The sequence below is a fragment of the Natrinema sp. SYSU A 869 genome, assembly GCF_019879105.1.
In the GTDB taxonomy this organism is placed as follows: Archaea; Halobacteriota; Halobacteria; order Halobacteriales; family Natrialbaceae; genus Natrinema.
On sequence record NZ_CP082248.1, the window covers coordinates 411,405 to 432,535 of the forward strand.

Below are 21,131 nucleotides of genomic sequence, written 5' to 3' on the forward strand. Positions count from 1 at the left end.
GGAAAATCGAGGGATCGTTGGAGAAGGGTGAGAATCGAGCGGCCGATCAGATCGGTAGTCTCGCGTCAGGACCGCGTCTTCCGGTGTTCGTCGACGACGTCCCAGTCGAGTTCGATGCCGAGTCCGGGCCCGTCGGGGACCGTGATTCGTCCGTTCTGAATGAGCGGTTCGTCCTGGGCGACGAGGTCATCCCACCATGGCACCTCGCGGGCGTGGTACTCCATGGCGACGAAGTTCGGGACCGTCGCGCCGACGTGGGCGGTCGCGATCGTCGCGACCGGGCTCCCGATGTTGTGCGGGATGAGCGCCTGATAGTAGGCCTCGGCCATGTCCGCGATCTTCTTCGTCTCGGCGATGCCGCCGGTCTTCGGGACGTCGGGGGCGAGGAAGTCCACCGCTTGCTCCTCGATCAGGTCGCGGAACCCGTGTCGGCCGTAGCGGTTCTCGCCGGTCAGCAACGTCACGTCGGTCGACTCTTCGAGCTCCCGCATCGCGTCGGTGTTCTCGGGCGGGAGCGGGTCCTCGACCCACGCGAGGTCGTAGGGCTCGATGGCCCGACAGAGTCGTTCGGCGGTTTCGGGACTGAAGTTCCAGTGGAGGTCGACCGCGACCTCGGCGTCGTCGCCGACCTCCTCGGTGACGGCCTCGACGACGGAGCGCTTGTGCTCGATCTCCGGCGGGTCGAAGTGCCTCGAGAGCGTATCAATGTCCCGGCCGGACGGAACGTCGAGGTCGAACTTGACCGCGTCGAAGCCGTCGTCGACCGCCAGCCGGGCGGCCTGTGCGTACGCCTCGGGTTCGTAGGTCGTCTCCTCTTGGCCCTCCTCGGCCGAGGAGACCATCGCTTCCCCGGCGTGACAGTCGGCGTAGACGCGAACCTCATCGCGGGTCTTCCCGCCGAGCAATTGGTAGATCGGCTGGTCGAGAATCTTCCCGGCTGCGTCCCAGAGCGCGATCTCGATGCCGCTGATGGCGATCGTTCCGACACCCCACTGTGACCCTCGACCCGAGAGGCTCTCGCGCATGAGGTTGTAGAGCCGCTCGACGTCGAGCGGGTTCTCTCCGACGAGTACGGGTCGGAGGTAGTCCGTGACGATCTCGTGGACGCCCGGCGAGGGGTAGGCCTCGCCGATCCCCGTCACGCCCTGGTCGGTCTCGAGCGTGATGATCGTCCACGGGAAGTTGCCGTCAATAACGAAGGAGTCGATGTCCGTTATCTCGGCCGTCGGCCCGTCCCGGTCGGGTGTCTCGTCGAAGTCGGTCCACATCGTCGCTGCGAGCGTGGATGCAAAGTCCTCGTACATGATCTGTATTGGATGTCAGTGTGCGTGTAGTCGGCAGTCTGCGGTCGGTTTCAAGCGGTTCGATCCGATATCGCGGAGCGTGTCCGCGCCACGGCCGCGTTTTCCGACCGACACAGCGGCTATCGTGTCGGTCTCACTCCGTGCGGCCAAAACGGAGCGGTGCAACCCGCTTCGAGCGCGACCGGTGCCGTCTAACAGCGCCGAGACGCTCGTGTCACAGGCGTTGACAGCGAGTCGCATTATCAACTCGATTGGGGAGATGCCTGTTATAACTTCCGGTGACCGAGACCGAGTGAGGGAGACGGGTACTCTCTTGACTCGAGACAGCCGTGTGGCTTCGTATCGATCGGACGACCCGTACGGCCGAGCGAGAGACCCCAGTTTATCCGTTTCCGGTCTACCTCCACCCGACCTCTCCGGTCGGTCGAACAGCGGGCCCGTCGAGAAACGTCCGATCGTGATCCACCAAGCGATCGAACGGCACGACGAGTCGCGCCGGGAAAACGGCGACTGTGACTCTGATACTGAATCACTCCGACAGTCGGCGGAGCAATCGCCGCCGCCGAACCGAGGTGCACACCGATCGCACAGCAGTCATGCGATCAGGGAGGCATCGGCTCGGCGACTGCAATACTTGAGTCTTAGCTGTACCAGCGCTCGATCTGGATCGTCTTCTCGGTGTAGAAGTTGACCGCGTCCTCTCCTTGGGCGTGGAGGTCGCCGAAGAACGATGCTTTCCGGCCGCCGAAGTGGAAGAAGCCCATCGGGGCACAGACGCCGACGTTGACGCCGATGTTCCCCGCGTTGACCTCGTACTTGTACTGGCGCGCCTCGCTTCCGGACTCGGTGTAAATCGAGGACGCGTTCCCGTACTTCGTCGAGTTGACCATCTCGATCGCTTCGTCCAGGTCCGCAGCGTCAGCGAGACACAGTACCGGACCGAAGATTTCCTCCTGTGCGATCTCCATGTCGGTCGTGACGCCCTCGAGGAGCGTCGGGCCGAGGAAGTGACCGTCCAGTTCCGCGTCCGGGTGTTCGAAGTCCCGTCCGTCGAGGACGAGTTCGGCCCCCTCGTCGAGTGCGTTGTCGATCAGATCGAGTACACGTTCGCGCGAGTCGCCCGTGATCAGCGGCCCGACATCGGTGTCCTCGTCGACGCCGGCACCGACGGTGAGGTTCTCCGCAGCGTCGATCAACTGCCCGCGGAGATTGTCGTAGACATCGCCAACACCGACGACGACATCGTTGGCGAGACAGCGCTGGCCGGCGTTGCCGTAGACGGAGCCGATGACGTTCGGGACGGCGTCGTCGACTGAGGCGTGCTCGGTGACGACAGCGTAGTTCTTCGCGCCGCCTTGGGCCTGTACGCGCTTCCCGTGCTCGGCGGCGGTCTCGTAGACGTGCTTGGCGACGGGGGAACTCCCGACGAACGAGACGCCTTCGATGTCGTCGTGCTCGAGCAACGCGTTGACGGTGTCTGCCCCGCCGTTGACGAGGTTTACGACCCCGTCCGGGAAACCGGCCGCGTCGACGGCCTCGAAGATGAGCTGGGAACTCAACGGGACCTTCTCGCTGGGTTTGAGTACGAACGTGTTCCCGGACGCGACCGCGTATGGAAGGAACCACAGCGGGATCATCGCCGGGAAATTAAAGGGTGTGATGGCGGTGAAAACGCCGAGGGGTTGGCGGACGGCGTATTCGTCCATGTCGCGCGCGACGTCTTCGACGTTGCCGCTGCCCTCGCGCATCATGTTCGGCATTCCACAGGCCACCTCGACGTTCTCGATGCCGCGCTTGATCTCACCGCGGGCTTCCGCGATGGTCTTCCCGTGTTCGCGGGACAGCGCGGTCGCGATCTCATCGAGCCGGTTCTCGAGTTCGGTCTTCAGATCGAAGAGATACTGTACTCGTTCGACGACGGGAGTCCGTCGCCACTCCTCGAACGCCTCGTCTGCCGTCTGGACTGCGTCGTCGACAGTCTCGACGGTCGAATACTCGACTGTTGCGAGTTCGTCCCCCGTGGCAGGGTCGAGTACGGGCTGAGAGGTCTCGCTGGCGGGCGTGTTCCACTGCCCGCCGACGTAGTTGTCAACGCGGTTACGAACGTCTGGCGAAACGGCTCGCTCTCGTTGCTCGGACATACGAATTAGTGCTTGCGGTACGCACACAAATATGTTACGTTCATGGTGATACGAGTCGGCCACTTGTCCCATTCTCCATTTCGATGGCTCTCGGGAATCGTTCGATCCGGTATCGCGGCCCGTGGGGGCGTTTGCAAGAGTCAAACAGAGTTTTTGTTTGAGAGACACAAACAATTTAGTGGATACGTATGCTGGTAGTCCACATGGCAAAGACGACGAAGCCGAGAACGATTCAGGCGGTGGGGATTACGCTCGAGATCATCGATTACTTGCACGAACACGATCGTGCACGGATCACGGAAATCGCACACGAACTCGGTCGGTCGAAGGGGACAATCCACTGCCATCTGGCGACGCTGCTCGAGAAGGAACACGTCGTGAAGAACGGAGAGACCTACCAGCTCGGTCTCCGATACCTCGAACTCAGCGAGGGAGTGAAGGACCGGCTCGGAATCTACGATGCCGTAACTGACGAATTGGCCGATCTGGCTGAACAGTCCGACGAGCTGGTTCAGTTCGCAACGGAGGAACACGGTCGTGCGGTATACCTCTACAAGAACGGCAGCGAGCGGGCCGTTCAGACGGCCTCGTCGATCGGCAAACGGGAATACCTCCACTGCATCTCGCTCGGAAAGGCGATCCTCGCTCACTATCCGCGGGAACGCGTCGAAGAGATCATCGATCGGCACGGACTCCCGGAGTATACCTCGCAGACGATCACCGATCGGGACGAACTCTTCGAGGAACTCGAGACGATCCGTGAGCGCGGGTACGCGTTCGACGACGAGGAGAAGATCGAAGGACTCCGGTGTATTGCAGCGCCGGTAAAGGCCGGCAAAAACGAGGTGTTCGGTGCTGTAAGCGTTTCCGGGCCGTCGAGTCGAATGACGGGTGACCGGTACCGGGAGGAGCTTCCCAATATGGTCACTCGCTCCGCAAACGTGATCGGAATCAACGCCAAGTTCTCCTGAGACTCCCTCGTTTGCAAGATTCAAACGGCGGTCCACAGGTTCCATTCACTGGTCCGTATTCGCAGTCGTTCGTCAGTGTATCGACAGTTATCGACCGGTAGGATCCCGTTATCGCCGTACGGACCGCTGTCCGATCGTCCGCCGCCGCGGACGCGGCCCCTTGCCAAAAGATGGCATAGGGGCTCGTGCTCGGTCGGCGACTAAGATTTACAATTATACAGTTGTAATCGGATATGTCGATCACCGTATTCGAATCAGAGAGTGACCGCAGTACTAACCGGTCGATTTGACTGTTACGAACGCTATTTGATCGCTGTTGAACAACTGTCGGTCGGCTGCTCCCGTTCGGGTCGAGCAGTTGATCGGCAGTTACTCATGCATGAGGGGAGCCCAGTTATCTGTCGGCTTCGACGATGGAAACGGTCCGTTCAATCGCTGCTACCGGACGTATCGCTGATCGCTCGGAGTCTGAAACGTGGCACACAGCGGCTTCCTCGTCGAAGGTAATCTCGTGGACGTTCTACGTACCGACGAGAGTAACAGGACCGAAATCAACGCGGAACCGTCGATCTCAGCTGGTTCGTTCCACTGGGTTTGGTCCTGCTCCGGAACCACGGTACCCCGGCGCCCGCATCAGCTATTGCATGGTTTTCGTAAGACGCAAACGGCGACTGATAACGGACGGCGTCTCGAGATGAACGCTGTATCCCTGAGGACGATGAGTCAGCAAGCGTCGTCACCGTCTGGATCAGTCGGGAGACGCTGCTCAAGGAAGATGCGGAGCTTGCGGAGATGACTGCGGCCGTCCGCGAACGGAACATCTCTCGAGTTCGTCTCGGGAACTGTTGGTTCCGGAAGCTATTTTTCAATGCCCAATGTTTTCACTTCGCATGGGAACTGGCTACACCACTATCATGTACGATGCCGAAAACGTAGAGGATGCACTCGGCGATATCGCTGCCTGTCGGTACGACGGGGTTGAGATTAGCCTCGAGAAAATTCGTGCAAACGGACCTGAAACCGTCGACCAGTGGCTCGAGACGTACGATATCGATCTCTATCTCGCGATGAGTGAGTGGATCGAAACCGAGGACGCGGTTCAGCGAGTGATCGACGACATGCCGGCCGTCGCCGACCTCGGGGCCGAGTTCGTCGGGATACTGCCGCCACAACGGGCCCGGTACGACGAGGCGACCGTCGAGGAGTGGCTGGCCCGGATCAGTGACGCGGCCGTCGATGCCGGGGTACGGCCGGTCGTGCACCACCACGGTGCGACGGCCATCGAACGGCCCACGGAGATCCAGCGCTACCTCGATGCCGTCGACGGACTGGAACTCCTGTTCGATACCGCTCACTACTACCCCTACGGCGATGATTTCCCCGGGGGCGACGTAACTGACGGGATCAAGCGCTTCGCCGACGATATCGCCTACGTCCACCTCAAGGACATCGACCCGGTCAAGGACTTCGCGGCGAACCGGGACGCGCTCTCTGCGGCCGACTTCCACCTAGACAACGTCATCAACTACTTCCGTTCGTTCACTGACTTGGGAGAGGGAATTCTCGATTTCGAGGCACTCCACGAGTCACTCGCGGACGCCGGCTATGAGGGACACTACACCATCGAAATCGAAAATCGGACCGACCGTCCGCTCGTCCACGCCAAGGAGAACTACGACTACTGGTCGTCAGTCGGAAACACGTAACCGCGAGCCCCCGGGACTCGACCGAGCGTGGTCCGTGAGCCGCGTGTTCACGACCGTCCGAATCGGCTCGGGTATCGTGTGTCGGCTTGAGTAGCGACTGGCGTCGACGGGCGAGCTGTGACATAGTGGAAGCGACGGATCGAGGTTACGCCAGTTGCATCAGCGACGCACCGGCGATGATGATGGCGATACCGCCTAGGAGGCGCGGTGATCGCGGAACTCGTCTGACCGCGAGATACGAGATCGCGACGATGACGAGCGGATAGACGTTCGATAGCGGGACGACAGTGATGACCGACCCGTTCCGAAGTGCGGTAAACCAGGCGAGCCAGTTCCCCGCGACGAAAACGCCCGCGAGGGTAAACGCGGCGAGGGGCAGCCGGTCACGAACGCGGATCTTAGCGCGCAGTTCACGAGAGACGCCGAAGAGGACGACGAACGCGACGAGGGCCGCCGTTTGGCCGACCGCGGTCCCCAACAGCGGATCGTCGATCCCGTTCAGTCCGATCGCGACGAGAACGAATGACGCGCCGAGCAGTCCCATCGCAGCGGCCGGGAGGAGGAGGTCTCGCCCCTCTACCTGCGTGAACTCCCTGACGAGGAGATCGCCCGAATCGGCGCTTCCCGTCCGCGAGACCTGCAACACGATGCCGCCGGCCATGATACACAATAGCCCGATCGCGGAGGCTGCGGTGAACGTTTCCCCAAGAATCGGTACGGCTAGCAGTGCGGCGACCGCGGGGTTCGCTCCGACGACGGCGGCAGCGACTCGAGCACCGACCCGGTCGATACCGCGGAAATAGAGCAGTCTGAACGCCGCCGGATTCCCGAGGCCCGCGACGACGAACGGTGCCAGTCGCCTCGCCGTCACGCCGTCGAACGACACCCCGCGAACGGCGAGCAACCCCCAGAAGATGACGACGCTGACGATGATCGTGATGACCGTCGCGGCCAGCGCCGGTGAGGTGCGCTCGGCGTACGTTCCGTTTTCCAGCCCATACTCGACTGAAACGGCCTGGAGTCCCGAAAACACCGACGCGAGCAACGCAAGGGCGGCACTCAGTTCTAGCAACATCGGAGACTCAACGGTGCGGTCGTTCGCCAGTGGGCACTATCGCGTTCCGATCGACGCTGCGGGCGGCTTTTCGATCGATGCAGGTCTGTTGGCATACGGTATCGTTATGACCGGTCCGTCTTCATAGCTATATCGGTGTAGGGGCCGTTCCTGTGAGCTCTGGGGGCGATTGAGCGATCTATCACCGATGTCAATCGTGATCGGTTTGCACTCTCTCCTCGGCTCTCGACCGACTGCGTCCGGTCAGCGCGGACGCTGGAAACCGCACAACGGTCGGCCACCCTCGAGCAGCCCGGAACGTGTGTCGACGATAGTCTGCAAATGCCCGCGACCGCCGGCTACATGGCCGCGACTCACTCCGAAACGAACGTGACGGGGCAGGTAGCGTTCAGAATGACTGTCTGGGCAGTACTGCCGAACAGCGCCTTGCCGGTCGGACTGCGCGACTGACCCTGAATGAACAGCAGGTCGGCGTCAGCCGTGTCAGCTAGCGACACGAATTCGGGACCGATCTCGCCGACTACGCCCCGTGCCTCGACGGGAACGTCCACCGCCTCGAGTGCAGTCGTAATCTCGCGTACCGATTCGCTCCGCCGAGCGACGTCGTCCGGCGACGGTTGGCCATCGAAGTCGAGTCCAGCGACCGTCTCCTCGAAGTCCGCGTCGGTGTAGGCCCGTCCCACAACGACGTTTGCGTCCGCCGGAACGGCGATATCACGGACTGCCTCGATCAGCAGCGTTCTGTCGTCGGCTTTCGTCACGGCGACGAAATCGCATCTACAGACATGTTTCGTTATGAGGTGTGTTATCTACTCACATATATTTTATCTTCTGGGAGCGTACGCCGTTCGCTCGATCAGGAAAACGGACAGCGACGGCAGTGATCACTCGTCGCTATTCATGGGAAGCGGCGGAAGACGGTGACATGTTCTACAACCGACGCCCGTGTGAACGGCTGTGAATCAACGGGGACGACCGAAATCGCGTCAGTCCGACGTGGATTCCGCGTGTCGCTTGCTCGCTTTCGTCCGCGCGACGTCACCGTCGTCAAGACGGGATCCGGATCGGATATCGAATCCGTGAACGAGCGGATCGTCTACTGTAAGCCAGATATCCTCGTTACGCATCGCTTCGACAGTGCTCGGCGCTTTCACGGTGATCTCGATGTGATTGCTGTCCTCATCGCCAACGAGCACATCGATAATCTGGTCGTCTCCTTGAGGCTCCGTCACCTTGATCTGCCCATGAATCGCGTTGTCCACCGGCTCCGTATGGGCAGTGAAATACTGCGGACGAACGCCTAAGGTAAACTCCTCATGATCTCGGTAGCGGTCGGCGACGCCCGTCTCTAATCGGTATTCGAACCCATCGATGGCCTCTGTCGAGCGAACCGTGCCTGACTCGTCGATCGTGACGTCGATGAAGTTCATCGACGGCGACCCGATGAATCCGGCGACGAACCTGTTTTCGGGTTCGTGGTAGACCTCGTCCGGGGACCCAATCTGCTGGATGTGTCCCTTATCCATCACGATGAGCTTGTCGCCCAGCGACATCGCTTCTTCCTGGTCGTGGGTCACGTACAGCGTCGTGATGCCGAGTTCACGTTGGAGCACCTTGATCCGACTGCGCATGCTCAACTTCAGTTTCGCGTCGAGATTTGCCAGCGGCTCGTCCATCAGGAACACGGACGGCCGGCGGATGATTGCCCGCCCAAGCGCGACGCGTTGTTGCTGTCCGCCACTGAGATTGTCGATGTCTCGATCGAGCAACTCCGGAATCTCGAGCATCTCCGCAACCTCCTGAACGCGCGCGGCGCGGTCGTCGCCGTCGACGCCCGCGACTTTGAGTGGGTAGCCGATGTTCTCCCGGACGGTCATGTGCGGGTAGAGCGCGAAGTTCTGGAACACCATTGCGGCGTTCCGGTTTTTCGGATGCACGTCGGTGACGTCGTAGTTGCCGAGCGTGATCGTCCCGTTGGTCGGTTCGGTGAGGCCGGCGAGACAGCGGAGCGTCGTCGTCTTCCCGCAGCCACTCGGGCCAAGGAGGATGGCGAACTCGCCGTCCTCGACGGTGAGGTCGATATCCTCGACCGCGATCGTATCTCCGTACCGCTTTTCGACTGAGTCGTATTCGACGTTAACCATTGCTGTAGTCCTCCGTGAGTCGCGTCCGCATCCGGTTCGTTCGTCTGCTGTGCGTCATTTGCCGACCGCCCCCATGCTGAACCCGCGAACGAGTTCCTGTCGCGCGACGAACGCGAACAGGAGGACCGGAACGAGCGCGATCGTTCCGGCGACACTGACGTTGATCCACTGGACCGAGTACTTTGTCACGAACGACGAGAGGCCGACCGGCAGCGTCATCGCCGCGACGTCCTGTGTCAGGATGATCGCGAACAGGAGCTCGTTCCACGTGATGATCGTCGTGAAGATCGCCGAGGCGAGCAATCCGGGTTTCACGAGTGGGAGGACGACCTTGAAGAACGCCCCGAGGTGGGTGTGGCCGTCCAACATCGCGGACTCGACGAGGCTATCCGGCACCTCCTCGAAGAACCCCTTCATCATCCACACGGCAAAGGGGATGTTGAACATCACGTACACGCAGATCAGCCCGTACAGCGTGTTCACCAGCTGGAGGTTTCGGAAGATGACGAACAACGGGATGATCGTCACGATCGGCGGCATAAACCGCGTCGAGAGGATGTAAAACGGCAGATGGAAATCCAGGTTGTACGGGAAGTCAAAAGTGACGAACCCGTACGCCGCCGCCGCACCGATAGTCGTCGCAATGATCGTCGTGACGAGCGTGACGGCGACGCTATTGACGATATACTGGGCGAACTCAGGTCGCTGGGTGAACAGCTGGACGAAGTTACCAATCTGAAACTCGGTCGGAATCCAGGCCGGCGGGAACGACAGCAGCGTCTGTCGCGATTTAAGCGCACCGGAGACGAGCCAGTAGACCGGGAACAGCGTCCAAACGAGGAAGACCCCGAGCAGCCCGTAAATGACTGCCTTGCTGATCCCTTTCTCTGCCAAACTCTCCAGTAACTCCTCGACTCGAGACGGTTCCTTGAACGGAACGTCCGGTTGTTGGTCTGTTGCCATGGTTAGAACTCGATATCTGCGATTTTGACGAAGCTCATCGCCAGGATGAGCACGACGACCAGCAGCGACACCGCCATCGCTGACGCCTGGCCGAAGTTGCTAAACCGGAACGCCGTCCGGTACATTTCCATGCTGATCACGTTCGTCGCGTTCGACGGCCCACCGCGGGTCAGGATGTACACCTTCGCGAACACGCGCAGCGCGTCGACGACGCGAATGATCAACACTAGGACGATCAGCGACTTCAGGTATGGGAAGACGATGTCGACGAATTGGCGCCATCGCGGTGCACCGTCCATAACCGCTGCCTCCTGAATATCGCTCGGAACAGATTGGAGACCCGCGAAGATGACCAACACGACGAGTGGCGTCCATTGCCAGACGTCGGTCATGACGACGGCGTACAACGCGACGTCGGGGTCGCTGATCCAGCCGACGTTGCGCCCGATAAACGGTGCGGCCATGAAATCCAGAAGGCCGTCGGGCGTGTACATGAGACGCCAGATCAGCCCGATGACCGTCGGTGAGAGGATCATCGGAATTAGGATGAGCGTCTGCCAGAGCCCACGCATCTTGATCCGCTTGTTCAACACGAGCGCGATCCCAAATCCGAGGACGAACTCGATGCCGACCGCCAACCCGATGAACTTGCCGGTCACCACGAGGGATTCGAGAAACGCACCGTTGTTCAACAGATTGACGTAGTTCTCGATGCCGACGGAGACCGTCCGTCCGCCGGGCATATACTGCTGTGTCGACATCTGGAGCGCACGCAGGAGCGGGTAGAACGTCAGTGCGAACAGGAGGAACACGGCCGGAAGGGTCATGAGCCACTTCAGCCGTTCGTCGACCCACAGAAGCACGCGCTCTCGGGTCGATTTCTCCGCGCCCAGTTGCTCTTCGAGGTCGGCCGTCGAACGTACGTCCGTCCCTGTTTCAGTTGCCATTGTTTGATTCCGTTGGCATCATCTAGTAGCCCGCGTTCTCGAGGATCGACTCGGCCTCGCTCTTGGTTTCGCTCACGACTTCCGATGGGCTCATGTCGCCGGTCAGCGCGCTGTTGAGGTACTCCCCTTGGGTCACGTCAATCTCGTTCCAGAGGGGTGTCCGCGGCCGTGGTTTGGCGTTTTGGAGGCTCTCGTACAGCGCTTCGAACCACGGTTGTGCGTCCATGTTGTCCTCGAACGTATCGTGTCGGAAGGGGACGCCGCCGAGTTCCACGTAGCGGTTCTGTGCCTCCTTGGAGATGATGGACTGGATGACAGTACCGGCGTCTTCCTTCCGACCCTCGGAGACGTTCGTGTTGATCCCGAGCAGCCAGTTGCCCTGCATCGGGGCCTGCTGCTCGTCGCCTTCCGGAATCGGAATGAACTCCAGGTTGTCCGCTTCCGCGGTGTCGTCGTTGAGCAGCGTCGACGCCGCGGCCGGCCACGCCATACCCTGCGCGGCGGATCCGTCCCCGATTCGGTTCAGCACCTGATCGCTGTTGAACGATCCGACGCCATCCGGAGAGATCGATTTCAGATCCTCGACGAAGAAACTAACCGCGTCCTCCCCCTCGCTGGTGTCCCACTGGTACTCCCAATCGTCGTTGAACATGTCTCCGAGGTTCGACCACCCGATGCTCATGAAGTTCGTGTTCGCCGGGTTGCCGCGCTGACCGCGGATCACGTACCCGTTCGCGTCGCCGACTTCGTCATCGATATTTTGTCCGGCACGTAACACGTCGTCCCACGTCCCCGGCTCCGATTCGCCGACCTCCTCGTAGTACGATGTGTTGTAGACGAACATCTGCGCGTTCCCCACGACGACTTGCCCGCGAATCGTCTCCTCCATCCCTTCGGCGGACGGAACCGTCGGGGCTCCGGGCGTCGGCCACGTGGTGATATCGACTGTCGTGTCGATGAGTTGCTCCTCCGGGAGTCCGTCCGGAAGCCACTGCTCGAGCGGATCGAGGTAGGTCGCGAACTGGGGAAACCAGGTGTCGTCCATTAGGATCGCGTCGTACCCCGTTCCGCCAGTCGTCAAGACGCTACTGACTCGTTCATAGAGGTTCGCGTACGGGAAGATCGTGACGTCGATCGAGAGATCCGTATCGTCCTCGACGTAGTCGTTGACCAGGTCCTGTACGAGTTCCCCCTCTCCCGAGACGGCGATGATGTTGACATCTGCATCGCTACCACTCCCACCGAGACAGCCGGCCAATCCGGTTGCAGTTGCCGCACCAGCAACACCGGTCAGAAACCGACGGCGCGAACTTCGATTCGTGACCCGCGTCGTAATACGACTCTCGGAACTATCGCTCCTATTCTCTGGTCTGCCACTCGTTGGCATATAGACAATGTGTATCGTCACCCATCATAAATCATGTGGTAAGTGATACATCCTGTATATATCCATCCCGATATCTCAGTATTCGCTATCTCGGCTCGAGCGACAGGGGAGCGGGCACGCCGTTCGATCGGCGGGGCTGCGGGACGAAACAGACACGATGTGGGCTCTCGTGGTAGTCGCTGAAGCGGGACGTTGTACGGTACATCGCCGATGTACCTCGGCTGCTCGCTATGGTCGGAGCCGACGGGTGTCCGTTTCCGATCAAATCGTGTCCACAAACGTGTCGTCGGCGAGAGGCATCCGTCGAACCGCACTGTTTGACCGACGCCAACCGACGGTGACGTGACTGCGGTATCCCTCTCGGATCCGCTGTAGAAACTGCCTGGCAGCTCGCGACTCCCACTGGCCGCACGCAGGCCCGCATGCTCGCGTTTTCAAACCATGTCTCTTGGATGTCGGTCGTACGCAGCGACCGCTGTTCATCACAGAGTTAAGTATTTATGTCTGATTCACTAAAGCTGGATCACGCTGTAGAAGCGCACGCTCATGGACCGCGTCGACAGGGAAGAGAGCCTGTCGACCGCTCCGGAGATCGATACGTCATTAGTAACTTATGACACAACTCAAACAAAAATTCCAAACCGAAACGGATCTCGCCGGTGCGTGGCTCTCGGTCGGCCACCCCACCGTCGCAGAAGTGACAGCGATGTGTGGATTCGACTTCGTTCTCATCGATACCGAACACACGCCGTTGACGCTGGAAACGGTCGAGAACATGTCCCGCGCTGTCGATGCCGCCGACGGGGGAACGGAAACGCTCGTTCGAGTCCCATCGGATGACCCCGTTCGAATCAAGCGGGTCTTGGACATCGGCGTTGCCGGAATAATGGTTCCAAGCATCGAAACGGCCGAAGAGGCTCGCAACATCGTCAAAGCGGTCACCTATCCACCCAATGGTATTCGCGGCGTCGCGTCGGGTCGCGCATCCACGTACGGCGACGACTTCCAGCAATACGTCGAAACCGCCAACGACTCGGTCACGACCGTCGTCCAGATCGAGACGCAGACGGGCCTCGATAACGCTCGAGAGATAGCCGCGGTCGACGGTATCGACGCCGTTTTCGTCGGCCCAGCAGATCTCTCCGCGAACCTCGGGATCTTCGGAGAGTGGGAGAACGACCGTCTCGATGCCGCGATCGACCGAGTCGTTAGTGCCGGAGATGCTGCCGACGTTCCGGTCGGGACGCTCGTCGTCGATCCGACCGACATCGAAACACGCGTCGAGCAGGACTTCGACTTCCTTATCGTCGGGAAGGACACGAGTCACCTGTCGGCAGCCAACGACCGGATCCGGCAGCGCTACGAAAAAGCGGTGTCACAGCATACGGCGACCACCATGAGCGAAGACTGAAACCGACTGTTTTTGCCGTGATTTCGCGACGAGACGTTAGTCGCGGGACTGTGTGAACAGCGACGCGATCACCTCGATATCGTCGCGCGCCTCGGCAATCGGTGTGGGAACCTCCGCTTCGCCACGGACACACGCCATGAACCGCTCTAGCTCTCGTTTGAAGCTTTCCTCGCGGGTTGGACTGTACTGAGAATCAACCGTTTCCGCCGTTCCTTGCCGAATGGAGAGGGTCGCCGAGTTGTACTTGATGAACGGATGGTCGAACTCGAGCTGAAGCATCCGATCCGGCGCGTCGACCCGCAGGAACTGCTCGTGCCAGTGTCGTTCGGAATCGCCCGTCTGAAGCACGCATCGTTCGCCGCCCTCGAACGTGAGGTGTGCAGTGCCGAAGTACCCGTCGCGGACGAAGTCGACGTGGTCGATCGAGACGATGTCGCCGAACAACCCGCGAAGCGCATTGATGTCGTGACAGACGTGCTCGAGCTGAAAGTCGTATGCCGCGGCAAGTTCGTCATCGTCAGTGTCAATGGCCTGCTTACACTGCTCGAGTCGGCGGTCGGAACTCCGTTCGATGAACTCGGCGTCAAGTTCCGGCTCGACCAGATCGTAGATATCCGGGAGCGACTTCGAGAAGTCGGCATCGACGGCATAGGCTGTGATACTGTCGATCTGTTCTATTTCGGTGAGTTCGTCGGCCAATCGCTCGTACGCGAGTTCGAACCGGCGATTGTACGCGACCATCGCCGTCGCATCGCTCTGCTCGGCGGTCTCGGCTAACCAGTCAGCGTCGGCCGGCGTGACGGCGAGTGGTTTCTCGACGAGGGTGTCCAATCCGGCGTCCAGTGCCGTCTCGACGATATCAGCGTGGGTCTGCATCGGCGTGGTGACGATGATCGCGTCGAGGTCAGTTGCGCGCTCCTCGATCAGCCGACTTGGCTCGGTGTACCGCTGGTCCGGCGGGACGTTGTACCGATCTCCGAGCGTTGTCGTCACGTTCTCCGCGGGATCGCACATCGCCGTGAGTTCTGCCTCCGGAACTTCGATGAGGTTTGGGATGTGCATGATCTGTGCAATGGTTCCGCAGCCGATGATACCGAACTTCATACCCTCCGGTTCGAAGAGTGGGGACTAAAAGCTTCCCTCGGTGTGCTGTTTCGTGGCCTCCGTCTCGAGATGCGGACATCTGTTCACTTCGTGTTTGCAACAGTCAAACGACTGCGTGGCGAGAGGCTGCAACGACTCTAGTAGCCGCTTCACACCTAACCGCATGACGGCTGTACGACCAGCGTGTGGATTGTTTCAGTGACTCTATAGCTCGGTATGCGAGGAAGAAGAGACACGTCTCACTGGTACGCTCCCACAACTGAACGCAAGCGTCGAATCTACGGCGAAACGCTATCGGTACGACGAGTCCGGTCACTGTCGGGCGGCCCGTCGACGGTCAGTTCATGACGAGCGAACGTAGCCGGACATTCCTGTTACGCACTATCTCGGAGGCTACACCAACGGAGAACCGTTGACAACTTCTCCATCCCCGTTCTCGACGTTCCTCTGATACGAATGCAGCGGATAAACGGATAACGGGAATCCATGCTGGTCGCCCTCTCTTCTCGAGACCGACTGTCAGACCCAGCTGCCTCGGAACGTTTCGCTCACGGTATCCGGCCCGGGACAATCAGCCACGTTGACTATCGCCGCTGTCGCGTTTGTAACACGTAAACAGTGACTGTCGGAAGCGTGTCCACGATCGGCTCTCGTCTCGGAACCCCTGAACGGAGACGCAAAATCCATCACTCGACCGGGAGTACCGTGGTTCGAGCACGGTGACGGACGTGGGACAGTAAATCGATCCGTTCGTGTGCCCCCATTGATCCGTGCGGTTCATCTATAGCTATCAAACCGAACTCCGACCCGTGGCACGTTCCTTTACAGACATACTGTTGTATAATCCATCGGTATATCCGCAGTCGGACGGAAATCGTGTTTGAGCGTCGCAAACGGGTTCCAGCCCTTCGCGTCACTCGATCGACCCGTGTTCGGAGCGTCAGTACGAAAGCCGAAAACCGTGATAGAGTAGTCGTTTGGTCCGTCTAGATGGCTGTACTCTGGTTAGACGAGATCAGCGGTGATGACCTCGAGACGGTCGGCGGGAAAGGTGCCTCCTTGGGTGAGTTGACGGGCGCGGGCTGCCCGTCCCACCGGGATTCGTCGTAACCGCCGGGACCTATTGATCGTTTCTCGAAGAAGCAGAGATTGACGAGGAACTGTTCACGGCCGTCGACATCGACGTCGACGACTCGGCCGCGCTGGCCGATGCGGCCGACCGCGCACAGGAACTCATTCTCGAGACCCCGTTCCCCGACGAGTTGCGCGAGGAGATCCTCGAGGGCTACGTGAGGTCGGCGACGGCGAGGCGTTCGTCACGGTTCGGTCGTCGGCGACGGCCGAGGACCTGCCCGACGCCTCGTTTGCGGGCCAACAGGAGACCTTCCCCAACATCACTGAAGAAGATCTGCTGAACCGCGTTCGAGAGTGTTGGGCCTCGCTGTTTACCCAGCGAGCAATCTACTACCGTCAGGAGCAGGGGTTCGATCATAGCCGCGCCGGACGAGCGGCAGTTTCGGTACCCATCGTCTCGATCACCGCTCCCGCGCTCGAAGGAATCGACGGACGAATGTCACTCTCGATTTCGATCGCGTCCCGAAACGTTCGGAACGGATCAGTCGTCTACGTACTCGACGTGGTCAGACTGATCAGCCTGCTCACTGAGCGCCAGATCTTCGTCGGCGACGCCGGTCTCGCGAAGGTCGGCCTCGATCGCCTCGAGTGTCCGACCTTTCGTCTCCGGAACCAACGCGTAAACGAAGACGAGTCCGGCCGCCGTGATACCCGCGAACGCCCCGAACGCGACAGTAGGGCCGATCTCGAACAACGATGGGAAAAACTGTGCGACGAGGAAGTTAGCGAACCAGAGGACCAGCGTCGTGACGCCCATCGCGGCCCCGCGGACGTTGAGCGGGAAGATTTCGGAGATAACCAGCCAGACCACCGATCCGAGGCTAACCGCGTGGAAGGCGACAAACAGCATGAGGCTCGCGATCGTGACGGGGCCGATGACTCCTCCCATCCCGGGGAGAACGTACGCCGCGGCGAGGACGGTCAATGAGGCGAACATCCCGACGAGGCCGACGAGCAACAGCGGTCGACGGCCGACCCGGTCGACCAGGAAAACCGCGGCGATCGTCAGCAAGACGTTGATCGACCCGATCCCGATCGTCCCGAAGAGGGAGGCGATATCGCTGTAGCCGGACGACTCCAGTATCGTCGGCGCGTAGTAGACCACCGCGTTGATTCCTGTTATCTGCTGCAAGACCGCGAGACCGAGGCCGACGATCAGGACCGGTCGGAGCCACGGTTGCAGGAGGTCGCGAAAGCCGCCTTCGTCGCGTTTCGACATGCGCAGTATGTCCTCCATCTCCGCGTCAATGTTCGCCCCGTTCCTGACGCGACTCAGAATGGAGCGCGCCTGCTGCTCTTGTCCCTGTTCGACGAGCCATCGGGGACTCTCGGGCATGAAGAAGATACCGGCGAACAGGACCACAGCGGGGGCCATGCCGAGTCCGAGCATGATTCGCCACGAGAGCCCGGCACCGATGGCCAGACTCGCGACGATCTGATTCGTGATGTACGAGACGAGGATACCGCCCGTGATAGCCACGTTGTTGAGCGTCACGAGCGACCCCCGGATCTTCGCCGGTGCGATCTCCGAAATGTACAGCGGACCAACCACGGAAGCGAAGCCGATCCCGACTCCATCGAGGAGTCGGCCGACGATCAGAATCTCGACCGTGGGCGCGACCGCCATGATGAACGAGCCGACGAAGAAGAGGACGGCTCCGAGCAGGATGAGTCGTCGCCGTCCGAGGCGGTCCGCAAGGCGACCGCCGAAGGCTGCTCCAACGATCGCACCGACCATCGCGCCGCTGACGACCGTTCCCTGGAGGAACGCGTTCGCCTCGAGTTGCGGGAACGTTTCGGACATGTAGAGTAATGCCCCAGAGACCACGCCGGTATCGAACCCGAAGAGCAGCCCGTTCAGCGCGGCGAGGGCGGACAATATAATAACGAAGAGACCGATATCCTCGTCCTCGGTCGGCAAGAGTCGCTGAATCGGATTCATTTGATAAGACGATTGCGGCCGAGGACAGTTACCCTGAGACAAAGTCTCGTAGACACGGTACTACCGAATACCATGGTCATCGATCCCATAATAGCGGATCATGTGGATCTACCAAATAAACTCTTTGATACCTCCTACCCGTTTCTCTCGAGGGGAAACGAGATTAATCGGCTAAACAGACCGAAGAACGGCGAGTAGAGTCGCTTCCAGTTCGGGGCCGGATTATCGACGCTCCTGCTCGCGAATGAACGTGACCGGACAGGGGGCGTTCAACAGCACCTTCTGTACCCTGCTTCCGAAGAGCGCCTTTCCGGTCGGAGATCGACTCTGACCACCGATAACGACACGATCGGTATTGCTTTCCGCTGCAATGTTTACGATACTGTCTCCCTTCGTGCCGGTAGCGGCGCGGACCTCGTAGTCGATCGATGCCTCCTCGAGTCGATCAGCAATCGCTTCGACGACGGTCATCTGCGACGCTAACTCGTCAGGACCAATATATTCATCCGGATTCTTGGAGATGTTCTGGATGGTTTCTTTGTGTGAATCCGAGTCGAACATATAGACGACGGTAACCGCGGCGTCCACTGGCAAGGCGATCTCTTTGATGACGTCAACGAGGTCGTCGACACGGTTTTCATCGCTTCCGCTGACGGCGAGGAGGATGGTTTTGAGTCCGGATATGTCTGAGTTACCACCGTCTGCTGAGTCCGCGTTCATCTTGGTGTATCTCTAATCATTGGAACATAAATAAGTAACTGTGTCTCTGATCATCTTGGCGTAATTTATATGAGAAATAGACGGAGGACAAGTATCTGTGTTGTCTACCGATCAAACGAGACGACCGATTTCAGCGTCTCAGGCGAGTCGGCGAATGCCGCCTCAATCTCGTCAAGTCCATAGATACCGGTTACGAGTTCATCCAGGACTGATTCCGATACCGTGCCGAGCCACTCTGCAGCGGCCTCGAAATGTGGCCTGCGTGCATTGACAACACCGAGCAGTGCCTTGTTGCTGACGACGAGTTCCGAATGGAACTCACCGCAGTCAACATCAAACGAGGCCGATTCGTCCGGGATTCCCTGAACGGTCGCGACACCGTTCGGTGCCAGCGCGTGAACCGCATCGACAGCGTGTTCGGGGTAGCCAGTGGTCTCGAAAACGTAATCGGCCGGAATGTGTTCATCGGCGAAGTCAGCGACGGGTACCTCTCGTGAATCGACGTACGTGCCACCGATGGCTTCGATGAAGTCGATCGTCGAGTCCGGACGATCACGTCGCCCGAGACAGTACGTCTGTGCGAATTCGGTACCCGTCTCAAGACGAGCGAGCGCAAGCAGGCCGAGGTTACCGTTCCCGAGCACGAAGGCGGTCTCGGGTCGCCAGTCGAACGCCGACCGCGCCGCAATCGCTTGGTCGAGCGATTTCTCGAGAATACTCGCCGGTTCGACGAAGAACCCGTACTCGGCACGGGATTCGGGGACGGAGACGAGATACGCCGGATCACTCGTGAAATATTCTGCCATGTAGCCGTGCATTCCCGTGATTCCGCGCTCGTGAAACATCCCCGGCGGCGCCATGTCGAGTTCGCCGTTTTCGGCGAACCGAGACCCACGATCGACTGGACGGCGCACCAGAGGAACGACGACATCCCCTTCATCCAGTTCGGTTCCGTTGGCGTCTTCGACGACGCCGACCGCTTCGTGACCGATCACGAGATAGTCGTCGCCAGCTGGAACGTCGCCGCCGATCTCACCGGCTGCGATTCGCCTGTCTGACCCGTCGATTCCGACGGCGATCGTTCGGATCAGTACCTCTCCGTCATCGGGAGATGGGGTCTCTCTCTGGATGACGCGCAGTTCCGACTCATCCGGAAAGAATGCGATAGCGTCCATTTCTCACCAATTGTTCTCGCATGATATATATAGGTTTCCCAGGCACTGTCTAGTTGAGCCAGTTTGAGAAATGAACAGGTTGTTGAGTGAATTGGCTAAAACGCTCGCAGACCTGCTCAGCGAGAGCTATGCGGCGAATTTAGAAGAATTTTGGGAGAACGAGCGGACGGCAACGCCCGTGAAGGCGTTCGCCGTCCGTCTCCATCAGGCCAGTTGTTCGCTTCGAGAGACAACAACGATTCTCGCTAAATTAGGGATTGAACGGTCTCATGGAGCGGTCTGGGGTTGGGTACATCGGCTGGCTGATAGCGGATGCGACCCGCGGACGTCCACGAGAACAAAGCTCTCGTGCGGCCTCTTGGAGCACGTTGCGCTCTAATGGTCGGCGAATCTTCGATTCGCCTCGACAGCAGAACGCAAAGCGTTCTGAGGACGGCGACACCGTCGCGGGTCGCTGTTGACGAAACCACTGTCAAAATCAACGGCGAGTAGCCTTGTGTGTATATCGCAATATATACTGAATCAAAGTTGATTCTCGACGTCGCGTTATTTGGTCGGCACGGCACTGATCCGGCGGCTGCATTTCTCCAGAAACTCCGTGAGAAACACGATCTCTCCGAGGCTGAGTTTCTTGTTGATCAATTCGGCTATCGGACTGCCCTCTCCCGAGTCGGACTGAGCGGTCGGGTCAACTATACTGACCGAAACCTTATCGAAACATGGTTTATACTCTCAAGATATGCGTTGACCGCTTCCATAACTCGTGGGTAGATAGTCGGGCGAGTGTTCGCAAGTATCTTGAATAGTTCGTGCATCACTACAACTATCAAAGACCGCATCACGCTCTCGACGGAAAAGCGTCAGTCGAGGAGGTTCAGAACTAGACAGTGCCGTATAGATAGAACAATAACATATTTTAAATATTCTCTATATAGGAACTGTCTAGTTGAGCGCTACTAGCGTATATCGGCGCTTCAGTGGCTGTCGGGGCACCTTTGATGCGCAAT

General features: G+C 59.6%; 16 protein-coding genes and 2 pseudogenes. 5 read left to right on the top strand and 13 right to left on the bottom strand.

Going from position 1 to position 21,131, the window contains the following annotated elements; translation table 11 throughout:
- Positions 1-65 precede the first annotated feature (65 nt).
- The 3 genes from K6I40_RS05790 to K6I40_RS05800 form a co-directional block, all read right to left on the bottom strand.
- Positions 66-1,304: a mandelate racemase/muconate lactonizing enzyme family protein gene (locus K6I40_RS05790; protein WP_222914820.1), complete on the bottom strand. Its 1,239-nt coding sequence runs from the start codon at positions 1,302-1,304 to the stop codon at positions 66-68.
- 15 nt (positions 1,305-1,319) lie between these two features.
- Complete coding sequence (locus tag K6I40_RS05795; RefSeq protein ID WP_222914821.1) at positions 1,320-1,544, bottom strand: hypothetical protein; 225 nt, start codon at positions 1,542-1,544, stop codon at positions 1,320-1,322.
- A 401-nt stretch (positions 1,545-1,945) separates the two neighbouring features.
- Positions 1,946-3,445 (bottom strand): CoA-acylating methylmalonate-semialdehyde dehydrogenase, encoded by a 1,500-nt coding sequence (locus K6I40_RS05800; protein WP_222914824.1) that lies wholly within the window; start codon positions 3,443-3,445, stop codon positions 1,946-1,948.
- Positions 3,446-3,648: 203 nt separating this feature from the next.
- Here K6I40_RS05800 and K6I40_RS05805 point away from each other — a divergent pair, with 203 nt between their 5' ends.
- Both K6I40_RS05805 and K6I40_RS05810 read left to right on the top strand, forming a co-directional pair.
- A complete protein-coding gene (locus tag K6I40_RS05805; RefSeq protein ID WP_222914826.1) occupies positions 3,649-4,416 on the top strand; it encodes an IclR family transcriptional regulator in 768 nt (255 codons plus the stop codon).
- A gap of 890 nt (positions 4,417-5,306) precedes the next feature.
- Positions 5,307-6,122, top strand: a complete 816-nt coding sequence (locus K6I40_RS05810) for a sugar phosphate isomerase/epimerase family protein (protein ID WP_222914828.1) — start codon at positions 5,307-5,309, stop codon at positions 6,120-6,122.
- A gap of 145 nt (positions 6,123-6,267) precedes the next feature.
- Here the strand turns inward: K6I40_RS05810 and K6I40_RS05815 are convergent, their stop codons facing one another.
- The 6 genes from K6I40_RS05815 to K6I40_RS05840 all read right to left on the bottom strand — a co-directional run bounded on the left by K6I40_RS05815 (position 6,268) and on the right by K6I40_RS05840 (position 12,509).
- Positions 6,268-7,197 (bottom strand): EamA family transporter, encoded by a 930-nt coding sequence (locus tag K6I40_RS05815; protein WP_222914830.1) that lies wholly within the window; start codon positions 7,195-7,197, stop codon positions 6,268-6,270.
- 353 nt (positions 7,198-7,550) lie between these two features.
- On the bottom strand, positions 7,551-7,958 hold the full coding sequence (locus tag K6I40_RS05820; RefSeq protein ID WP_255681677.1) for a universal stress protein: 408 nt from the start codon (positions 7,956-7,958) through the stop codon (positions 7,551-7,553).
- 225 nt (positions 7,959-8,183) lie between these two features.
- Positions 8,184-9,341 carry an ABC transporter ATP-binding protein gene (locus K6I40_RS05825; protein ID WP_222914832.1) on the bottom strand — a complete coding sequence of 386 codons (1,158 nt, stop codon included), beginning with the start codon at positions 9,339-9,341 and terminating at the stop codon, positions 8,184-8,186.
- 54 nt (positions 9,342-9,395) lie between these two features.
- Entirely contained in the window at positions 9,396-10,304 is a 909-nt protein-coding gene (locus K6I40_RS05830) for a carbohydrate ABC transporter permease (protein ID WP_222914834.1), read from the bottom strand.
- A gap of 2 nt (positions 10,305-10,306) precedes the next feature.
- Complete coding sequence (locus K6I40_RS05835; RefSeq protein ID WP_222914836.1) at positions 10,307-11,251, bottom strand: sugar ABC transporter permease; 945 nt, start codon at positions 11,249-11,251, stop codon at positions 10,307-10,309.
- A 22-nt stretch (positions 11,252-11,273) separates the two neighbouring features.
- On the bottom strand, positions 11,274-12,509 hold the full coding sequence (locus tag K6I40_RS05840) for an extracellular solute-binding protein (RefSeq protein WP_255681678.1): 1,236 nt from the start codon (positions 12,507-12,509) through the stop codon (positions 11,274-11,276).
- 742 nt (positions 12,510-13,251) lie between these two features.
- Here K6I40_RS05840 and K6I40_RS05845 point away from each other — a divergent pair.
- Complete coding sequence (locus K6I40_RS05845) at positions 13,252-14,049, top strand: aldolase/citrate lyase family protein (RefSeq protein ID WP_222914840.1); 798 nt, start codon at positions 13,252-13,254, stop codon at positions 14,047-14,049.
- Positions 14,050-14,085: 36 nt separating this feature from the next.
- On the opposite strand, the gene K6I40_RS05850 is transcribed toward K6I40_RS05845, so the two are convergent.
- The gene (locus tag K6I40_RS05850) at positions 14,086-15,153 is read right to left on the bottom strand and encodes a Gfo/Idh/MocA family oxidoreductase (protein WP_222914842.1); all 1,068 of its coding nucleotides are present in this window, start codon (positions 15,151-15,153) and stop codon (positions 14,086-14,088) included.
- A gap of 990 nt (positions 15,154-16,143) precedes the next feature.
- Between K6I40_RS05850 and K6I40_RS05855 the strand changes: the two are divergent.
- Positions 16,144-16,648, top strand: a pseudogene (locus tag K6I40_RS05855) (PEP/pyruvate-binding domain-containing protein); the annotation flags it as partial.
- 120 nt (positions 16,649-16,768) lie between these two features.
- On the opposite strand, the gene K6I40_RS05860 reads toward K6I40_RS05855, so the two are convergent.
- The 3 genes from K6I40_RS05860 to K6I40_RS05870 form a co-directional block, all read right to left on the bottom strand.
- Complete coding sequence (locus K6I40_RS05860; RefSeq protein WP_222914844.1) at positions 16,769-18,229, bottom strand: sugar porter family MFS transporter; 1,461 nt, start codon at positions 18,227-18,229, stop codon at positions 16,769-16,771.
- Between the two features lie 222 nt (positions 18,230-18,451).
- Positions 18,452-18,949, bottom strand: coding sequence for a universal stress protein (locus K6I40_RS05865; protein ID WP_222914846.1), 498 nt, complete (start codon positions 18,947-18,949; stop codon positions 18,452-18,454).
- Between the two features lie 104 nt (positions 18,950-19,053).
- Positions 19,054-20,124: an alcohol dehydrogenase catalytic domain-containing protein gene (locus tag K6I40_RS05870; protein ID WP_222914847.1), complete on the bottom strand. Its 1,071-nt coding sequence runs from the start codon at positions 20,122-20,124 to the stop codon at positions 19,054-19,056.
- A 249-nt stretch (positions 20,125-20,373) separates the two neighbouring features.
- Here K6I40_RS05870 and K6I40_RS28085 point away from each other — a divergent pair.
- A pseudogene (locus tag K6I40_RS28085) lies at positions 20,374-21,008 on the top strand (DDE-type integrase/transposase/recombinase); the annotation flags it as partial.
- Positions 21,009-21,131 lie beyond the last annotated feature (123 nt).

Bases quoted from the DNA above. Each gene is read 5' to 3' on its own strand.
- K6I40_RS05790 (WP_222914820.1), bottom strand. From the start codon at position 1,304: ATGTACGAGGACTTTGCATCCACGCTCGCAGCGACGATGTGGACCGAC.
- K6I40_RS05795 (WP_222914821.1), bottom strand. From the start codon at position 1,544: ATGCGACTCGCTGTCAACGCCTGTGACACGAGCGTCTCGGCGCTGTTA.
- K6I40_RS05800 (WP_222914824.1), bottom strand. From the start codon at position 3,445: ATGTCCGAGCAACGAGAGCGAGCCGTTTCGCCAGACGTTCGTAACCGC.
- K6I40_RS05805 (WP_222914826.1), top strand. From the start codon at position 3,649: ATGGCAAAGACGACGAAGCCGAGAACGATTCAGGCGGTGGGGATTACG.
- K6I40_RS05810 (WP_222914828.1), top strand. From the start codon at position 5,307: ATGGGAACTGGCTACACCACTATCATGTACGATGCCGAAAACGTAGAG.
- K6I40_RS05815 (WP_222914830.1), bottom strand. From the start codon at position 7,197: ATGTTGCTAGAACTGAGTGCCGCCCTTGCGTTGCTCGCGTCGGTGTTT.
- K6I40_RS05825 (WP_222914832.1), bottom strand. From the start codon at position 9,341: ATGGTTAACGTCGAATACGACTCAGTCGAAAAGCGGTACGGAGATACG.
- K6I40_RS05830 (WP_222914834.1), bottom strand. From the start codon at position 10,304: ATGGCAACAGACCAACAACCGGACGTTCCGTTCAAGGAACCGTCTCGA.
- K6I40_RS05835 (WP_222914836.1), bottom strand. From the start codon at position 11,251: ATGGCAACTGAAACAGGGACGGACGTACGTTCGACGGCCGACCTCGAA.
- K6I40_RS05845 (WP_222914840.1), top strand. From the start codon at position 13,252: ATGACACAACTCAAACAAAAATTCCAAACCGAAACGGATCTCGCCGGT.
- K6I40_RS05850 (WP_222914842.1), bottom strand. From the start codon at position 15,153: ATGAAGTTCGGTATCATCGGCTGCGGAACCATTGCACAGATCATGCAC.
- K6I40_RS05860 (WP_222914844.1), bottom strand. From the start codon at position 18,229: ATGAATCCGATTCAGCGACTCTTGCCGACCGAGGACGAGGATATCGGT.
- K6I40_RS05865 (WP_222914846.1), bottom strand. From the start codon at position 18,949: ATGAACGCGGACTCAGCAGACGGTGGTAACTCAGACATATCCGGACTC.
- K6I40_RS05870 (WP_222914847.1), bottom strand. From the start codon at position 20,124: ATGGACGCTATCGCATTCTTTCCGGATGAGTCGGAACTGCGCGTCATC.